Source organism: Eisenibacter elegans DSM 3317, assembly GCF_000430505.1.
Classification (GTDB): domain Bacteria; phylum Bacteroidota; class Bacteroidia; order Cytophagales; family Microscillaceae; genus Eisenibacter; species Eisenibacter elegans.
In genome coordinates, this window is sequence record NZ_KE387153.1 from 289,452 (window position 1) to 306,109 (window position 16,658).

A 16,658-nucleotide genomic window follows, 5' to 3' on the forward strand; every position below is an offset into this window, starting at 1 on the left:
AGTAATTTTAGCCAGCCCGCAAGTGGCACATTTGGCTTTGCCCAAAACAAAAGCCGACCCTTCAGCCAAGCTAAAAGAGCCACTTCTTTGCCAATGCTTAGAGATAATTTGCGATATTCACGAACTAAAATTATTGACTTTTAAATGCTATTAGATAATAAGACAAAAACAGAGGACAACGAACACTTTAAAGTGTTTGACTTCATAAAAGGGAACACCGAAAACGGCTCGCTTGATCTTGTGACTGGATATTTTTCAGTAAACGCCTTGGCGTTAATGAAAGATGACATCAATTCTGTTGAAAAATTCCGACTGATTTTAGGAAACTTAATGCAGGATGAAGCTCAGTTAAATAAAGTAATTGACTTGCTAAATGGGAACACTAGTATTAGTTCAACTCTTACCTTAAGTCAATCAGCTCAAAAGGCCGTTGAGTTTTTGCAACAAGACAAAGTTGCTGTCAAAAGTATTCAGAAGAATTTTTGCCACGCTAAAACATATCTCTACACTGACAAGACAAAAACCAAAAACTATTTCATTGTAGGCAGCTCAAACCTGACCGATGCTGGACTTGGCATTAAGGACAGTTCAAATATTGAATTGAACATTGCCAAACACGACTATGAGGATGAATTTAAAAACTTGAAAAAATGGTTTCAAGAGCAGTGGGAAAAGGTGGCATTGGAAAAAATTGAATTGCCCGACAAAACCAAAGTAGAAGTTAAACAATACATCATTGAACTGATTAAAAACCTGTTCAAAGAGTACACCCCACACGACTTGTATTATAAAGTCCTTTACGAAATGTTTAAGGACGACATCATGGAACTTTCAGGTGATGCTGAGTTCAAGCGTGAAATTGCTCACTTAGAGGAAACCATTATCTACAAAACTCTTTTCCCCTATCAACAAAAAGGTGCAATCAGTTTAATAAAAATGCTCCAAAAATTTAATGGAGCCATTTTAGCCGATGCAGTTGGTTTGGGTAAAACATGGACGGCCTTAGCAGTAATGAAATACTTTGAACTCAAAGGCTACACGGTTCTATTGCTTTGCCCAAAGAAACTTTCAAACAACTGGCAACAATACAAAGTCGGCCAACAAAGTCGATTTGAGAAAGATGAAATTGATTTTTACATCCGCTATCATACCGACTTGCAGGAAGGACGTTTTGACCGTTACAACGACAAAACACTTCGTTATTTCAAGACAAGACCCAAACTGCTCATAGTAATTGACGAAAGCCACAACCTGCGTAACGACAAATCTTCACGATACAAATTCCTGATTGATGAAGTGTTGTTGCCTGAGAACAAAAGCAGAGATGTAAAAGTAATGCACCTTTCAGCAACGCCAATCAATAACAAGCTGATGGACATTCGTAATCAGTTTAAACTGATGACCAAAGGACTTGATGATGGCTTTAAAGAAACTGACTTAGAAATTGAAAGTCTGGAGAATATTTTCAAAACAGCACAAAAGGACTTCAGCGAATGGTCGGATATTGACGATAGAAAAATTGCTGACTTCATTGCCAAACTTCCCAAAAAGTTTGAAAAATTGACGGATGCATTAATCGTTGCAAGAACCCGAAAACTCATAGAAGGTGAATTCGGAGAAATGAATTTCCCGAAAAAGGAAGACCCCATCAATGAGTTTGTAACACCTGAAAATATTGGCGACTTAAAATCATTTGACGACATACTAGATGCTATTTCGGTAAACTTAACAGCATACCGACCTGCCGATTACATCAAGAACATTTCGCCAAAGAGTGTGCTGGAAGATGAAAAGCAACGCCAAAAGTTCCTCGTTAAGATGATGTATATCCTTTTGATGAAACGACTGGAATCAAGTTGGTTCTCATTCAAAAGCACCGTTGAAAACATTTTAAATCATCACACAAATGCACTGAATAAAGTTGAACAGTTTATTCAAAGCAAAACCGACAGTTCCATTGAAGATGATTTGACCGAAGAAGAAAAAGAAGAAATTGACGAAACAGCAGCCGAGATAGATGGAGAAACAGAAGAACCAATCACACTCGGAAAGAAAAGACCAATCCCTCTTTCTGCTATTACACATATTGACCTATTCAAAAAACATTTAGAAGCCGACATCAAAAAGCTATCTAAACTGAAAGACAGTTTGGATAAGTATGAAGCTGACTTCAATGCTAATAAAGCAGAAGATGAAAAACTGAATAAACTCATTGAACACATCACCAACAAGCAAAAGAAGTCTGACAATAAAAAAGTGTTGGTATTTACTGTGTTTAAAGATACTGCTAAGTTCCTGTATGATGAACTCAAGAAAAGAGGCATTCCAAATGTGGCTTTTGTTTCCGGTTCTATCAGTGAAAGTTTTGATGGTTATTCAGGCGACAAGTTTGAACCCATTTTGGAACGCTTTGCTCCTTTCACCAAACTTTACAATGAAAAAGATTGGTCTGACCTATATGAAAGAATCAACCTTTCAGATGATTACCGTGAAGCCGACAAATGGAAAGTGTCTTACCCAAAATGGTTAGAAATCATCAAACAGCACGATAAGACCACACAAACCAAAATTGAAAAACCCATTGATGTTTTAATTGCAACCGACTGTTTAAGCGAAGGACAAAATTTGCAGGACTGCGACACGGTAGTAAACTATGACATACATTGGAATCCTGTTCGCTTAATTCAGCGAATAGGCCGTATTGACCGTATCGGTTCGCCAAACAAAACCATTAAAGGAATCAACTTTTGGCCAGGTGAAAACTATGAAGATTATCTTAACCTGAAATCAAGAGTTGAAAACCGTATGGCACTCATGACGGTAGTTGGAACCGAACTGGACGATAAAATGACTCCCGAACTGCATAAAATGGTGGAAGAAAATCCGCTGTTGCCAAAACAAGCCCAAAAGATGTTGGAGCAGTTACAAATAACTTGGGACGATGTAGAAACCAGTGAAGATACTTTGGGATTAAACGATCTTTCATTAGAGCAGTTCCGCCAAGAACTTTTTGAATTCTTCAAAAAGAACGAAGAATTTTTTAAAAAAATACCCAACGGGGTTTTCACAGGTTTCAAATTCAAGCCCAACCGAAAATGGCCATCCATGCCCGACAGCATTGTGGCGGTTTTGGGTTATCCGAAACGACCCGATGAAGCCTTAGACCACGTTTATGATGAAATTCATTTGTTGCATCAAAACATTGAAGATGGCAAAAGAGGCAAACTGGTATTAAGCAACAATCAGGAAATATTGACCCTGCTTCGCAATCACAAACTGGAAGCTCGTTACGTTCCCAAAAACATTGATAAAGGCGACAAAGCCGTTTTAGATAAACTGGCTGATGCCGTCAGCAATTGGGTTAAATCACAAGCAACTCCTGTAGCCGTAAATCAAATTCAGGATTTGTTTACAGGTGATGTAACGCCTAAAAAGATTTCGCCTGAACAAAAGAAACTGGAAGATAAATTCAAGGCAGAAAATTTCGATTTGATAAATTGGTTTGTAATCTCAAATAAGTAATCGAATGGCAAAAAATTCTAAAATAGATGTAAAAGGAACTGAAATAACCATTCTTAAAAGCGAGAATGATGATTTTATTTCCTTGACGGATATCGCCAGACACAAAGATGCTGAAAATACGGATGATATTATCAAAAATTGGATGCGAAACCGAAATACCATTGAGCTTTTGGGCTTTTGGGAAATGCTTTACAACCCAAATTTTAAACCCGTCGAATTCGACGGGTTTAGAAAACAAGCCGGATTAAACAGTTTTGTGATGACGCCCAAAAAGTGGATTGAATCAACCAATGCAATCGGCATTATATCTAAATCGGGCAGGTATGGCGGAACTTTTGCTCACAAAGACATTGCCTTTGAGTTTGCTTCGTGGATTTCAATAGAGTTTAAACTTTACATCATCAAAGAATTTCAACGCCTAAAAGCTGATGAAAATGACCGGTTAAAATTAGAATGGAACCTGCAACGCACTTTAGCCAAAGTAAACTACCGCATCCATACCGATGCTATAAAGGAAAATCTTATCCCAAAAGAACTCACCAAAGCTCAAATACAATTGGTGTATGCCGATGAGGCCGATATGCTGAATGTAGCCTTGTTTGGCGTTACAGCCAAACAATGGAGAGCAGCTAACCCCGATAAAGAAGGGAATATCCGTGATTATGCCACCATTGAACAACTGGTGGTGCTATCCAATTTAGAAAGCATTAACGCTGTACTCATTCATCAGGGCTTATCGCAACCCGAGCGGCTGAAACAATTAAACCAAATCGCCATTCAGCAAATGCAATCGCTTGTCAATAATATGCACATTAAAAAACTGAAGTAAGCAACTATGAATCTGAATATATTCAATACAACAAATCTTTTTGAAGCAGCCACCCATCTGTTTCGACAGTTGAACATAAAACTCAACTCCAATACTGCCGAGCCATTACCTGTAAAAGATTTGCTAAAGCAGCATTACAAAGACAACGACACTTTTAAAGCCATTGATAAAACCTATTTCATTGGTATTATTGATGATTCAATATTTCAACAAACCGGTTTGTTTGACAATACCTATTCTTATGAACAAGCCATTGACCAAGGCGATAAGAACTACAACGGCTTAATGCTTTTTGCTTTAGAATTAAAAAAGCAGCCGACACGAACTGAAATCTCAGAACTAACGAGAACTTTCAATCGCATCAGCCAAAGAATGCCGGTGGCATTGGTGCTGAAATACACCGTTGATAAAGAAGCTGTCATCTCTATTGCCATCAGCGAGCGTTTTAAATACCTGCAAAACTGGCGACAAGGTGAAAAAGCGGGCAAAGTGATTATGCTGCGTGATATACATACACAAAACACCCACGCAGGACACGCACGCATTTTGCTCGACTTAGTAAAACCTGCAGGAGTTACAAACTATGTGGAACTGCACAAACGCTGGTTAGAAGTGCTTGATGTGAGTATTCTCAACAAAAAATTCTTCCAAGACCTTTCAAACTGGTATTTCGCAGCTATGAATGAAGTTTCTTTTCCTGACGATTTGGAGAAGAAAAAGGAAGTCCGCAATGCTACCAACCTTATTCGCCTGATTACACGGGTTATTTTCATTTGGTTTATCAAAGAAAAACAGTTGGTTCCGGCTTCGCTTTTCCGCAAAGAGTTTGTGGCAAGTATTCTGAAAGACTTCAACAAAAACAAAAAATCACAGAACTACTACAACGCCATTTTGCAGAACCTGTTTTTTGGAACGCTAAACCAAAAAATGGAAGAACGCAAGTTTGCCAAAGAAGGCGACATCAGAACCAACAAAGAAGAATATGGAGTAAAAAACCTGTTCCGCTATGCCGACCTGTTTACCATTCCTGAAAAGGAAGTGTTGGCATTGTTTAAAGATGTTCCGTTTTTAAATGGTGGTTTGTTTGACTGTTTAGATAAACCAAACGATGAGGGCAAAATAGAATATGTGGACGGCTTTAGCCGCAACCCGAAGAAACAAGCCACTGTGCCCGATTACATTTTCTTTGGTGAAGAAAAAGAAGTTGACCTGAATGAAGTTTACGGCACAAAGAACAAACGCTACAGTTCAAGAGGATTGATAAACCTTTTGGAGAGCTACAAATTCACCGTTGCTGAAAACACCCCGATAGAAGAAGAAATTGCCCTTGACCCCGAATTACTGGGTAAAGTGTTTGAAAACCTACTGGCAAGTTACAACCCGGAAACACAAACCACCGCAAGGAAACAAACAGGTAGTTTCTACACACCAAGAGAGATTGTAAACTATATGGTAGATGAATCGCTCCTGGAATACCTCAAAAAAAACCTAAAAAGCTCTCCTCCTTTTCAAGCAGGAGTACCCGAAGGGGGAGGTGGTTTAATTAAAAACCAAGTACCCGAAGGGGGAGGTGGTTTAAATAAAAACCAAGTCCCCGAAGGGGGAGGTGGTTTAAATAAAAACCAAGTACCCGAAGGGGGAGGTGGTTCAAAAAGCTCCTCTCCTGATTTAGGAGAGGTGTCCGAAGGAAGGAGAGGTCTAAATAATTTACCCCATTTAAAAACTTTTAGAAAAGAACTTAGAAATAATCTAACACCTGCCGAAGCCAAGCTCTGGACGTTGCTGAAAGGTAAACAACTGGGAAGGAAATTCAGAAGACAATTTAGCGTTGCCAACTATATTTTAGATTTTTACTGTCCAAGCGAAAATTTAGCCATTGAGTTAGATGGTCAAGGGCATTTTGAAGCAACACAAGCAGAATATGATGCTGAAAGAGATTTGTTTTTGTTACATACCGGTATTAAAGTATTAAGGTTTGAAAACAAATTAGTTTGGGATAATCCTGATGGCTTGTTGGAAGAAATTAAGAAGAATTTTGGGTGGAAGGCTAAAAACCCCTCAGTCCTGCGGACAGCTCCCCTTGAAGGGGAGCAGCTTCTTGAAACAAGATTGAGAGATTTACTTTCTTATTCAGAAAATCCCAATCCGTTTAATGAAACAGAAACCAAAGACCTGATTGAAGCCATTAACAACTGCAAGATATTAGACCCTGCTTGTGGTTCAGGGGCTTTCCCTATGGGTATTTTGCACAAAATGGTGCATATACTCCAAAAGCTTGACCCTGAAAATAAGTTTTGGAAAGACCTGCAACGCAAAAAAGCCATTGAAGAAACGGAAGAAGCATTTAAAATTGGCGATAAAGAGGAACGGGCCAAGCGATTAGAAGAAATAAACGATGTATTTGAAAACAATGCCAGCGATTACGGGCGTAAGCTGTACTTAATAGAAAACTGCATTTACGGTATAGACATACAACCCATTGCCGTGCAAATTGCCAAACTGCGTTTCTTTATTTCATTGGTAATTGACCAGAAAGTAGATAAAATCAAAGAAAATTTTGGCATTCGCAGTTTGCCCAACTTAGAAACCAAATTTGTAGCTGCTAATACCCTGATTAGTTTAGACAAACCGCAACAAACCCTTTTACGAAACCCGGATATTGAAGTAAAAGAAAATGAATTGAAAGAACTCCGACATAAATACTTTACAGCCAATACTCGCAAAGAAAAAATTGCCCTGCAAAAACAAGACAAAAAACTGCGTTTGGAAATTGCCAAAATGCTGGAAAGTGATGGCTGGGAAACACAAGTGGCAAAACAAATTGTAGCATTTGACCCCTACGACCAAAACACTTTTGCAAACTGGTTCGACCCGGAGTGGATGTTTGGATTACAACCCATTAATACAAGTGCTGGCGTTTTTGATATTGTAATAGGAAATCCACCTTATGTCGATTCGGAAACGATGACAAGGGATAACCCTGAATTTAGAGAAATTTTGAAATTTAAATTTGCTTCAGCTGAGGGGAACTGGGATCTCTTTGTGGTCTTCACTGAAATGGGCATTAATCTAACTAAAAATCAAGGTACTTTAGCTTTTATTATTCCCAATAAAATAGTATCCGCTAAATATACTTACTCACTCAGGGGTTTAATTTGTAAATTATCACCTAGAGAATTGATAGATTATTCAAATGTTGATGTTTTTAAAGAAGCTGATGTTTATCCTGTTGTTATATTAATTTCAAATCAAAAGCCTGATAATTATAAAGTTTCTACAAAAGTAATGGAAGGTCTTGAAAGGGTTAAAACACTCAATCTAGTCGATTCAAATCAATTCGTTAGTGATATCTTTTGGGATAAATATTTTTTTAGCCCTGAAATTTTAAACTTAATTATAAAGATTACAAAGCATAAAAAGCTAATAACTTTATTTCCAAATATTCTTGGTGCTGCAACAGTTAATGAGGCATACCAAATCAAAGAAGTTCTTCGTGAATTAAACAAAGAAAAGAATTTTTTCAAGTTCGTTAATACTGGAACTATTGATCCTTACAAAACACTTTGGGGGGTTAAACAAACACAATACATAAAGGGGCAATATCATCAACCTATTTTAACTAAAGAAGATTTGGATAATATTAATCCGACCCGAACAAAGCAATCAAATTCATCTAAAATAATAATTGCAGGTATGTCTTTACGGATTGAAGCATATTTTGACGAAAATGGAAAGTATTGCGCAGGTAAATCAACAACAATTATTTTAGGCGAAACTGATTCATTAAAGAGCTTATCAGGTATTCTAAATTCTAAACTAGTTTCCTATTGGTTCTCGAAATATTTTAATTCTCTTTCAATGGCAGGTGGATATTTTAATATTGGCAACAATGAAATTGGCCTTATTCCAATACCTGAAATTAATTTCCCCATATCAAGTTTAAATAAACTTGTTGATAAAATCGTGTTTATTAAAGAAAATGATCCTATTGCCGATACCTCAATACTTGAAGAACAAATAGACGAGCTGGTTTACCAACTGTATGATTTAACCGAGGAGGAGATAAGGATAGTAGAGGGTGGGTAAAAAACTCCCTCCGTGCCCCTCCGTGCCCTCTGTGGTAAAACAATAAAACTCACCACGGAGAACACAGAGATAAAAACCTCTGTGCCCTGTGTGGTAAAACAAATAAGAAATGGAAATAAACCAGATAACCGAGAAAATTATTGGTTGTGCAATTGAAGTTCACAAAAATTTAGGTCCGGGCTTGCTTGAAAGTGCCTACGAAGAGTGTTTGTATTACGAACTAAATCACCACGGACTACATGTAAAACGACAACTCGCTTTGCCCGTGGTTTACAAAGATGTGAAGTTAGATGCCGGCTATCGTATTGATTTATTGGTAGAAAATAAAGTAATCGTTGAAATAAAATCAGTTGAGGCAATAGCGGAAATACACAAAGCCCAACTGATGACGTATATGAAACTTGCCAACATAAAAATAGGTCTATTAATGAACTTTAACGTCAGCCGTTTAAAAGATGGAATCGTTAGATGGATTATTTAAATAATTCACCACGGAGAGCACAGGGAAACACAGAGAAAAATTCTCCGTGCCTCTCCGTGCCCTCTGTGGTAAACAAATAACTCACCACAGAGAACGCAGAGAAACACAGAGAAAAAACCTCCGTGCCTCTCCGTGCCCTCTGTGGTAAACAAATAACTCACCACAGAGAACGCAGAGAAACACAGAGAAAAAAACGCCACGCACCACCAAACACGTACAGACCAAAAAGCAAACGGACAATGACACCCAAAACCCAAGCATACAGCGACTTTCAGACACAGTGGACAAGAACGCCAGCTGCCAACAGCGTGTTGCCTCAATTGGCGGTGACGTGCAAAATTGAAGTTGGGTGCACCTATCAAACTTTTGTGTAGGTTGACAGTTTGTAGCTCCGAAATCCGCCACTACGCAAAGCTGCAAAACGTCAATCTGTCTAAAAACTCATTAAAATACGCTGTACCAAGGCGATACAAGCCCGTAGCGAGACGCATATTTGGTACGAATACTTTGAAAAACACAAAATTTCTTTCCTATAAATGGTTTAAAATTAGCCAAAAAACCCCAAAGGAGCTAAGTCTAAACTTTCTACAAAAAGGTCTATACGCCGCACCACACTGTCAGGAGATACCAGCCCCTCAAGGGGAGCAGTAAGGCTGTAAGTAGCCCTGTCTTTGCCTGTAATAAATTTTATTCCCTAAGCTATGGATTTTTCTTGGCTTTTTGCTATCTTCACAAGAGTTGGTTTTTGGACAGACTGACCGTTGTGGGCAACGATAGAATACTGTATACACAAAAAATATTAATATTTTCAGAACTATGCAAAAGATAATTTACACATTGACACTCTTGCTATTAGCAAGTTGCGGACAACAAAAATCTGAACAGACAACAACTGTAGCTGTTTCTGACACAAGTGTAACTGTTTCTGAAACAAGCGCTACAAATAATAATAGGACAGACGAACATAACTTAACAGGTGAACAGAAGAAAAATCCAAATGACTTTTTACCCAAAGGATTTGTGGTTTTTGAAAAAATAAGTGGAGACTTGAATAGAGACGGAACCGAAGACTGTGTGCTTATCATAAAAGGAACAGACAAAAAGCAAATCATTACTGACGAATATCGTGGAAAGTTAGACCGTAACCGAAGAGGGATTATTATATTGTTCGACAAAAAAAACCATTTCGAGTTGGTTGTAAAAAACGAAAACTGTTTTTCATCTGAAAACGAAGATGGTGGGGTTTATGCTGCACCTGAACTATCTGTTGAAATTAAAAAAGGTAATTTATATGTCAATTATGCACAAGGTAGATATGGTTATCGGCAATATAATTTTAGATATAAAGAATCTGATTTCGAATTAATAGGTTACGATGAAAGTAATGGTGGTGCTGTAATTGATAGCGAAATAAGTATTAATTTTTTAACTAAAAAGAAGCAGGAAAAATTTAATACAAACGAAAACGCCCAAGGTGGAGATGAAGTTTTTAAAGAAACGTGGAAAGAAATAAATGTAAACAGGCTTATTAAATTATCAGAAATTAAAGATTTTGACGAACTTGATATGTCTGTATATTAATAACAAGAATAACTGCCCATAACAGCGGTTTGGTGAAATGGCGGGTTCGTGCTAAATTCAATAGTTGTTCTTCGGTTCAACTTATGTGCAAAATTGAAGTTCAGCGCTTAAAAATTCATCACTATGCCAAGTCGCAAAACGTTAGCGGTCAGGCTAAATGAGGTCTACAACTATATAACAAAATATACTCTACTCAAAAACAAAAATACCTTAAAATTAAAATATATGAATACAAAATTATTAAAAGTATTTTTAGCGACATTCTTTGCAAGCGCTCTATTCATTATGTCAAGCAAGTCTTACGCTTGTACAAGAGTAGTTTATCAAGGTCCCAACGGGACAATAATTACCGCTCGCTCAATGGATTGGAAGGGAGATATTCCTGCTAATCTCTGGGTTTTCCCAAGAGGAATGGAACGCAACGGAGAAGCAGGAAGTACATCGGTAAAATGGAAGTCAAAATATGGAAGTGTTATTACCAGCTCTTGGGATATTGCTTCATCTGACGGAATGAATGAAAAAGGATTAGTTGGAAACCTGTTATGGTTAGCCGAGTCGTCTTATCCAAAATTTGAAAAAGATAAAGATAAAGCCGGCATTGCCGTTTCACTGTGGCTACAATACGTGTTGGATAATTTTGAAAATGTATCCGAAGCAGTTGAATTTCTCGGAAGAGAAGAATTTGTTGTTGTTTCATCGCATATTCCGGGCACAAATGTTTTTGCTACGGTACACTTATCAATTTCAGATGCATCGGGTGATAATGCTATCTTTGAGTATATAGATGGGAAACTCGTAATACACCATGATAAGTCGTACGTAACCATGACCAATTCGCCAACTTTTGCAGAGCAACTAGCTATAAACACCTATTGGAAAAGCATTCCGGGTACTGTTATGCTTCCGGGAACCAACAGAGCGGCAGATAGATTTGTAAGGGCCTCTTATTACATTGATGCCATACCAAAAACAGATAATACAAGAGTAGCGTTAGCAAGTGTTTTTGGAGTAATACGGAACTGTTCGGTTCCGCTGGGTATCTCATCAGAAACAGCACCCAATATTTCTTCTACTCGATGGAGAACAGTCGCAGACCAAAAGAATTTGGTTTACTATTTTGATAACGTGTTAAATCCGAATGTGGTATGGATAGAATTCAGTAAAATAGATTTTAGTGAAAAAGGAAAAGTGAAAAAATTAAGTTTGGCAAATAATGAAAATTATTCGGGAGAATCTTCTATGAATTTTAAAGTTGCACAACCGTTCAAATTTGCGGGACTGGAATAGAAATTAATTATTCATTGAGGAGAACAGAAGCCCTAAACGCTAGTAGCAGTTTGGCAAAAAAGCGGGTTCAGTGGTAAATTGAAGTGTAGTTTTTCAAATCAACATTTGTGGCAGGTTGACAGTTTGTAGCTCCGAAATCCGCCACTACGCAAAGCTGCAAAACCGTTGTGCGTCAGTGTAAAAAAGACAACCAACCCGCATTGGCACATTTGGTTTTGCCTGCCAACACAAAAAACCACCCGAGGCAAAACCAAAAGAGCCAAATAAGCGAATGATTGCCAGCGCTAATTGAATAGTTATGATAGTGTTGGCAAACTTCGAATTACGAACACCTTTAAAAAATAAAAATCTTTTGGTAATTTTTTAATTTGTATAATCATAAATAAAATATGAAAACAACTTTTAAATAACGCATATTTTAATTATAAAATACAACCAAAGATTAGCCAAACTCATACAAAGAGGATTGGAGGAACAGGGCTTTGCAACTGCTTTGGCATATGATGGACTTTCAGGAAGGAAACTTACTCTTCAAAATAATTACGATTTAATAATAACCGACATTATAAGGAATTTAAACTTCTAGAGTATATGCTGCAAAACCCTGAACGCGTTTTATCGAGAGTAGAAATTGCCGAAAAAGTTTGGGACACTCATTTTGATACGGGCACTAACTTCATTGACGTTTACATTAATTATTTGAGAAATAAAATTGATAAGCATTTTGATAAAAAACTCATTCATACCAAATCAGGAATGGGATTTATACTAAAGGTGGAGGAGCTATGAGTGATAAGTTATATATTATAAGTTATGAGTAAATCAGTATTAAAAGAAAAGTCGTTTTTATTTGCCTTGAGGGTAATTAAATTATACAAATACTTATGCGAAGAAAAGTTTTGAGCAAACAGTTATTGCGTTCAGGAACTTCAGTTGGGGCAAATATAAGGGAGGCACAAAACGCACAGAGCAAACCTGATTTTATTCACAAGCTTTCTATTGCTCAAAAAGAGTGTGATGAAACCTTGTATTGGATAGAGTTATTAAATCAATCAGGCTTTATTTCAACGGATGAATTTGTTTCAATTAATGATGATGCTAAAGAACTATTGAGAATGCTTCGTAGTGCAATAATTACTTCAAAAACAACCCATAACTTATAACCCATAACTTACAACTTACGAAGTGAAAATCAGATCACGGCTTACTTTACTATTCACACTCATTACTGCTACTATTTTATTGGCATTTGCTTCTGTAATCTATATTTCAGCAAAGGAAAACCGTGAAAAAGAATTTTATTCTTTATTAAGAAAAGAAGCTCTAACCAAAGCAAATTTGTTTTTCAATGCAAAAGTAGAAATCCAAACTCTTCAAGATATTTATAGAAGTAATAGACAAATTTTAAATGAAGTTGAAGTAGCTATTTATGACAGCAGTTTTAATTTACTTTATCACGATGCCGTTGATATTGACTTTGTGAAGGAAACACCTGAAATGTTAAATAATATCTATCAAAAGGGTGAAATTAAATTTTATCAGGAAGATTGGCAGGTAATAGGTTTTCGTTATGGTTTTCAAAATAAGGATTATATTATAACAGCTGCTGCTTATGACCAATATGGATACAGTAAATTAAACAGTCTGATGAAGAACATTTTTGTTGTTTTTATTGTCTCCATTTTATTCCTCTACATTGCAGGGTTATACTTTTCAAAAAAGGCATTTGACCCTGTAAAAGAAATGACGAATAAAGTAAAAATAATTTCTGCGACCAATCTGGACTTGCGATTGAACAATAACGGCAATAAAGATGAGCTTTCTGAGTTGGCCGGCACATTCAACGAAATGCTGAACCGACTGGAAAATTCTTTTGATGCTCAAAAGAATTTTGTTTCCAATATTTCCCACGAATTGCGGACACCACTTGCGGCCATTATTACAGAATTAGAACTATCAATCAATAAAGAACGAACTATTGAAGAATATAAAACAGCCATTCTGAATGCCCTGAATGATGCAAAAAAACTGGTTCGTATTTCTAACAGCTTACTCGACTTGGCAAAAGCAAGCTATGACCCATCCGAAATTGTTTTTAAATCGGTTCGTATTGATGAGATTTTAATGGATGCACGGCAACAAGTACAAAAGGCAAACCCCAACTACAAAATCGATATTGCATTTGAACAGGAATTTGAAAATGATCATCAAATATCCGTAAATGGTAACGAATATCTTTTGAAAGTGGCATTTGCTAATCTTATGGAAAACGGATGTAAGTTTTCAAAAGAGCATCAATGCAGTGTTTCTGTTCAGTTTAATGATGAAAATATTAAGCTCAAATTTACAGACAAAGGCATTGGCATATCGGAAGATGATTTACAAAACATCTTTACGCCTTTTTATAGGGGCCTAAACAAGCAATTTGCAGAAGGCAGTGGCATTGGGCTTTCACTCACACAAAAAACTATTCAATTACACAAAGGTTCCATAAGCGTTCAATCTACACAAGGAGAGGGAACAATCTTTACCATTGAGCTGCCTCACATCTAATCCGCTCTAATAAAATTATAATTTTTTTCTAAAAGGTCTCTAACAGCTTCCAACGGGAGGCTGTTGTAGTTTTGCAGCATCAAAATATTTAATAAATGGATTCAGACCCCATTGGTAAGACACGCAAATTCAAAAACTAAACTGCACAGTGCTTTCAAACTGTGCAAGGTAGTTGTGGAATTGCACAAAAAGAAAGCAAAATGACCGTATTAGACTTCACCACACGATTATCGTTAGCAGTCATTCTGGGAGTTGCCATTGGTTTTGAAAGGCAATGGAGGCAGAAGAGTGCAGGTCTTCGCACCAACACGCTGGTTTCGTTGGGTTCGGCAGCTTTTACCCTAATTTCTTTCGCCCTTACTTCTACGGTGGATGCCGATGGTGTTTACAGAGGTGATGCCACCAGAATTATTGGGCAAATAGTAACCGGTATCGGATTTTTGGGAGCTGGAGTAATCTTAAGAGATGGATTAAGCATTCAGGGGTTAAATACTGCTGCTACTATTTGGTGTTCGGCTGCGGTAGGTGCTTTGGCAGGTGTAGGCTTATTTGCAGAAGCGACCATAGTGGCAGTTGCCGTAATCCTTACACACTTACTGCTTCGTCCTTTAGGCATCAAACTCGGCAAACTCACTTTCAAAAAGGAGGAAGGTGGTTCTTTTTACTATTCCTTTAAAATTCGCTGCAAGGAGCAAGTTGAAAATCACTTGCGGGTGTTGATACTGAATGCGCTTAAAAACGACAATCACCTTCAATTGCGCTCACTCAAAAGCACTGATAACGGCAATCCTGCATACACTTATGTAGAAGCAGAAATTTTAGCCAATGGAAAACACGACAACGAAATGGAAAAATTGGCGGGCTTGCTTACCCTTGAATATGGTGTAACCCAGGTAAGTTGGGAAATTAATGGGCAACAAACAGATTAGTAACTATGAATATCCAAGAACTACACAAACTCGCAAAAGAATTTCAGCACATAGACCAAATCATTGAAATGGTTCCGGTTATGAAAAAGATGCCGGTAGTGGAGGTGGCCGAAATTCTACAGGCTATTGATGAAACCTATTTATTCAACATTCTCGACCGCTTCTCATTAGAGCAACAGGGTTTGATTTTTTCAGAGTTTCCAATGGTCAAACAATTGAACCTATTTAAGACGGTTTCACAAAAACGCTTTGCCCAGATATTTGAAAATATGCCTTCAGAAAATCGGGCAGATTTTTTTCAGCATCTCACGCAAAAAGAGCAATCCTCCTTGCTCCCTTTCTTATCAAAAACCGTTCGGGAAGATGTGATTAAACTCAGTGCCTATCCGCCTGAAACAGCCGGAGGCATAATGAGCACCGATTTTGCCACTGTGCAAAGTCAAATGTCCTGTGCAGAAGCCATCGAAAAAGTAAGAAGCGATGCTCCGTCCAAAAAAACGGTGTATTACATATATGTAGTGGATTCCCATCAGCGATTACAAGGTTTTATTACACTCAAAGACCTGATTATGGCAGAACCATACACCAAGGTAGAAAATGCCTTACACAAGGATTTTGTTTTTGCCTTCGTGGATGAAGACCGTGAAAAAGTGGCACAACTCATTGAACGCTACGATTTGGTAGCCATTCCCATTCTCAACAGAGAAAACCAGTTGGTTGGAATTGTTACCCACGATGAAGCCATAGATGTGATTCGTGCCGAACATTCGGAAGATATGCAAAAATTTATGGGTATTGCCCAAGCCAACGAAGCATTTGATTATATCGGCACCAGCACCTTTAAGCATTTTAAAAAGCGGGTGGTTTGGATTGTTACGTTGGCAGCGGTTGGTATTATTTCAGGTGTCATCATTCACAGCTATGAAAATGCCTTAGAGAAGTTGCTCATCCTTGCTTTGTATATGCCGATGGTGGCAGATACAGGGGGGAATTCTGGAAGTCAAGCGGCTACTGTTGTCGTGAGGGCATTAGCATTGGGACAAATTACGGTTCGCAATTGGTTGAAAATTTTATGGAAGGAAGCCAAAATATCTTTGTTGCTGGCGGTTTGTTTAGGATTGCTCGCTTACGGCAAAGTATTGTTTCTGAGTTGGGAAACGAATATTCCTTCTGCCTACTCCTTACCCTTGATTGCTTTTATGATTTCACTTGCATTGGCTTTGCAGGTAGTAACTGCCACGGTAATTGGTGCAGGATTACCACTTTTGGTAAAGCGTTTTGGAGGTGACCCTGCAGTTGCTGCAAGTCCTGCCATTACCACCGTGGTGGACATTACGGGCTTGCTCATCTACTTTGGAACAGCTACAATTTTTTTCTCACTGTAAATTTT

10 protein-coding genes and 1 pseudogene are annotated in these 16,658 nt (G+C 37.7%); all 11 read left to right on the forward strand.

The window, feature by feature from the left end; translation table 11 throughout:
* The first annotated feature begins 144 nt into the window (after positions 1–144).
* Positions 145–3,522 carry a helicase-related protein gene (locus G499_RS0114865; protein WP_027000595.1) on the forward strand — a complete coding sequence of 1,126 codons (3,378 nt, stop codon included), beginning with the start codon at positions 145–147 and terminating at the stop codon, positions 3,520–3,522.
* 4 nt (positions 3,523–3,526) lie between these two features.
* On the forward strand, positions 3,527–4,351 hold the full coding sequence (locus tag G499_RS0114870) for a KilA-N domain-containing protein (RefSeq protein ID WP_027000596.1): 825 nt from the start codon (positions 3,527–3,529) through the stop codon (positions 4,349–4,351).
* 6 nt (positions 4,352–4,357) lie between these two features.
* Complete coding sequence (locus tag G499_RS21285; protein WP_051296293.1) at positions 4,358–8,437, forward strand: Eco57I restriction-modification methylase domain-containing protein; 4,080 nt, start codon at positions 4,358–4,360, stop codon at positions 8,435–8,437.
* A gap of 109 nt (positions 8,438–8,546) precedes the next feature.
* Positions 8,547–8,918, forward strand: a complete 372-nt coding sequence (locus G499_RS0114880; protein ID WP_027000597.1) for a GxxExxY protein — start codon at positions 8,547–8,549, stop codon at positions 8,916–8,918.
* A gap of 816 nt (positions 8,919–9,734) precedes the next feature.
* Positions 9,735–10,499, forward strand: a complete 765-nt coding sequence (locus tag G499_RS20260) for a hypothetical protein (RefSeq protein WP_211231628.1) — start codon at positions 9,735–9,737, stop codon at positions 10,497–10,499.
* A gap of 123 nt (positions 10,500–10,622) precedes the next feature.
* Positions 10,623–11,786 carry a linear amide C-N hydrolase gene (locus G499_RS0114895; RefSeq protein ID WP_245576752.1) on the forward strand — a complete coding sequence of 388 codons (1,164 nt, stop codon included), beginning with the start codon at positions 10,623–10,625 and terminating at the stop codon, positions 11,784–11,786.
* Between the two features lie 567 nt (positions 11,787–12,353).
* Positions 12,354–12,575: pseudogene (locus G499_RS22565) on the forward strand (winged helix-turn-helix domain-containing protein); the annotation flags it as partial.
* Between the two features lie 95 nt (positions 12,576–12,670).
* Positions 12,671–12,949, forward strand: a complete 279-nt coding sequence (locus G499_RS0114905) for a four helix bundle protein (RefSeq protein ID WP_342663941.1) — start codon at positions 12,671–12,673, stop codon at positions 12,947–12,949.
* A gap of 22 nt (positions 12,950–12,971) precedes the next feature.
* Positions 12,972–14,339 (forward strand): HAMP domain-containing sensor histidine kinase, encoded by a 1,368-nt coding sequence (locus G499_RS0114910; RefSeq protein WP_027000601.1) that lies wholly within the window; start codon positions 12,972–12,974, stop codon positions 14,337–14,339.
* A 200-nt stretch (positions 14,340–14,539) separates the two neighbouring features.
* Positions 14,540–15,268, forward strand: coding sequence for an MgtC/SapB family protein (locus G499_RS0114915; RefSeq protein WP_027000602.1), 729 nt, complete (start codon positions 14,540–14,542; stop codon positions 15,266–15,268).
* A 5-nt stretch (positions 15,269–15,273) separates the two neighbouring features.
* The gene (gene mgtE, locus G499_RS0114920) at positions 15,274–16,653 is read left to right on the forward strand and encodes a magnesium transporter (protein WP_027000603.1); all 1,380 of its coding nucleotides are present in this window, start codon (positions 15,274–15,276) and stop codon (positions 16,651–16,653) included.
* Positions 16,654–16,658 lie beyond the last annotated feature (5 nt).

What these genes read in the sequence shown, in the direction of transcription:
- G499_RS0114895 (WP_245576752.1), top strand. Translation starts at nt 10,623, where the DNA reads ATGCCAAGTCGCAAAACGTTAGCGGTCAGGCTAAATGAGGTCTACAAC.
- G499_RS20260 (WP_211231628.1), top strand. Translation starts at nt 9,735, where the DNA reads ATGCAAAAGATAATTTACACATTGACACTCTTGCTATTAGCAAGTTGC.
- G499_RS0114880 (WP_027000597.1), top strand. Translation starts at nt 8,547, where the DNA reads ATGGAAATAAACCAGATAACCGAGAAAATTATTGGTTGTGCAATTGAA.
- G499_RS0114865 (WP_027000595.1), top strand. Translation starts at nt 145, where the DNA reads ATGCTATTAGATAATAAGACAAAAACAGAGGACAACGAACACTTTAAA.
- G499_RS0114870 (WP_027000596.1), top strand. Translation starts at nt 3,527, where the DNA reads ATGGCAAAAAATTCTAAAATAGATGTAAAAGGAACTGAAATAACCATT.
- G499_RS21285 (WP_051296293.1), top strand. Translation starts at nt 4,358, where the DNA reads ATGAATCTGAATATATTCAATACAACAAATCTTTTTGAAGCAGCCACC.
- G499_RS0114905 (WP_342663941.1), top strand. Translation starts at nt 12,671, where the DNA reads ATGCGAAGAAAAGTTTTGAGCAAACAGTTATTGCGTTCAGGAACTTCA.
- G499_RS0114915 (WP_027000602.1), top strand. Translation starts at nt 14,540, where the DNA reads ATGACCGTATTAGACTTCACCACACGATTATCGTTAGCAGTCATTCTG.
- mgtE (WP_027000603.1), top strand. Translation starts at nt 15,274, where the DNA reads ATGAATATCCAAGAACTACACAAACTCGCAAAAGAATTTCAGCACATA.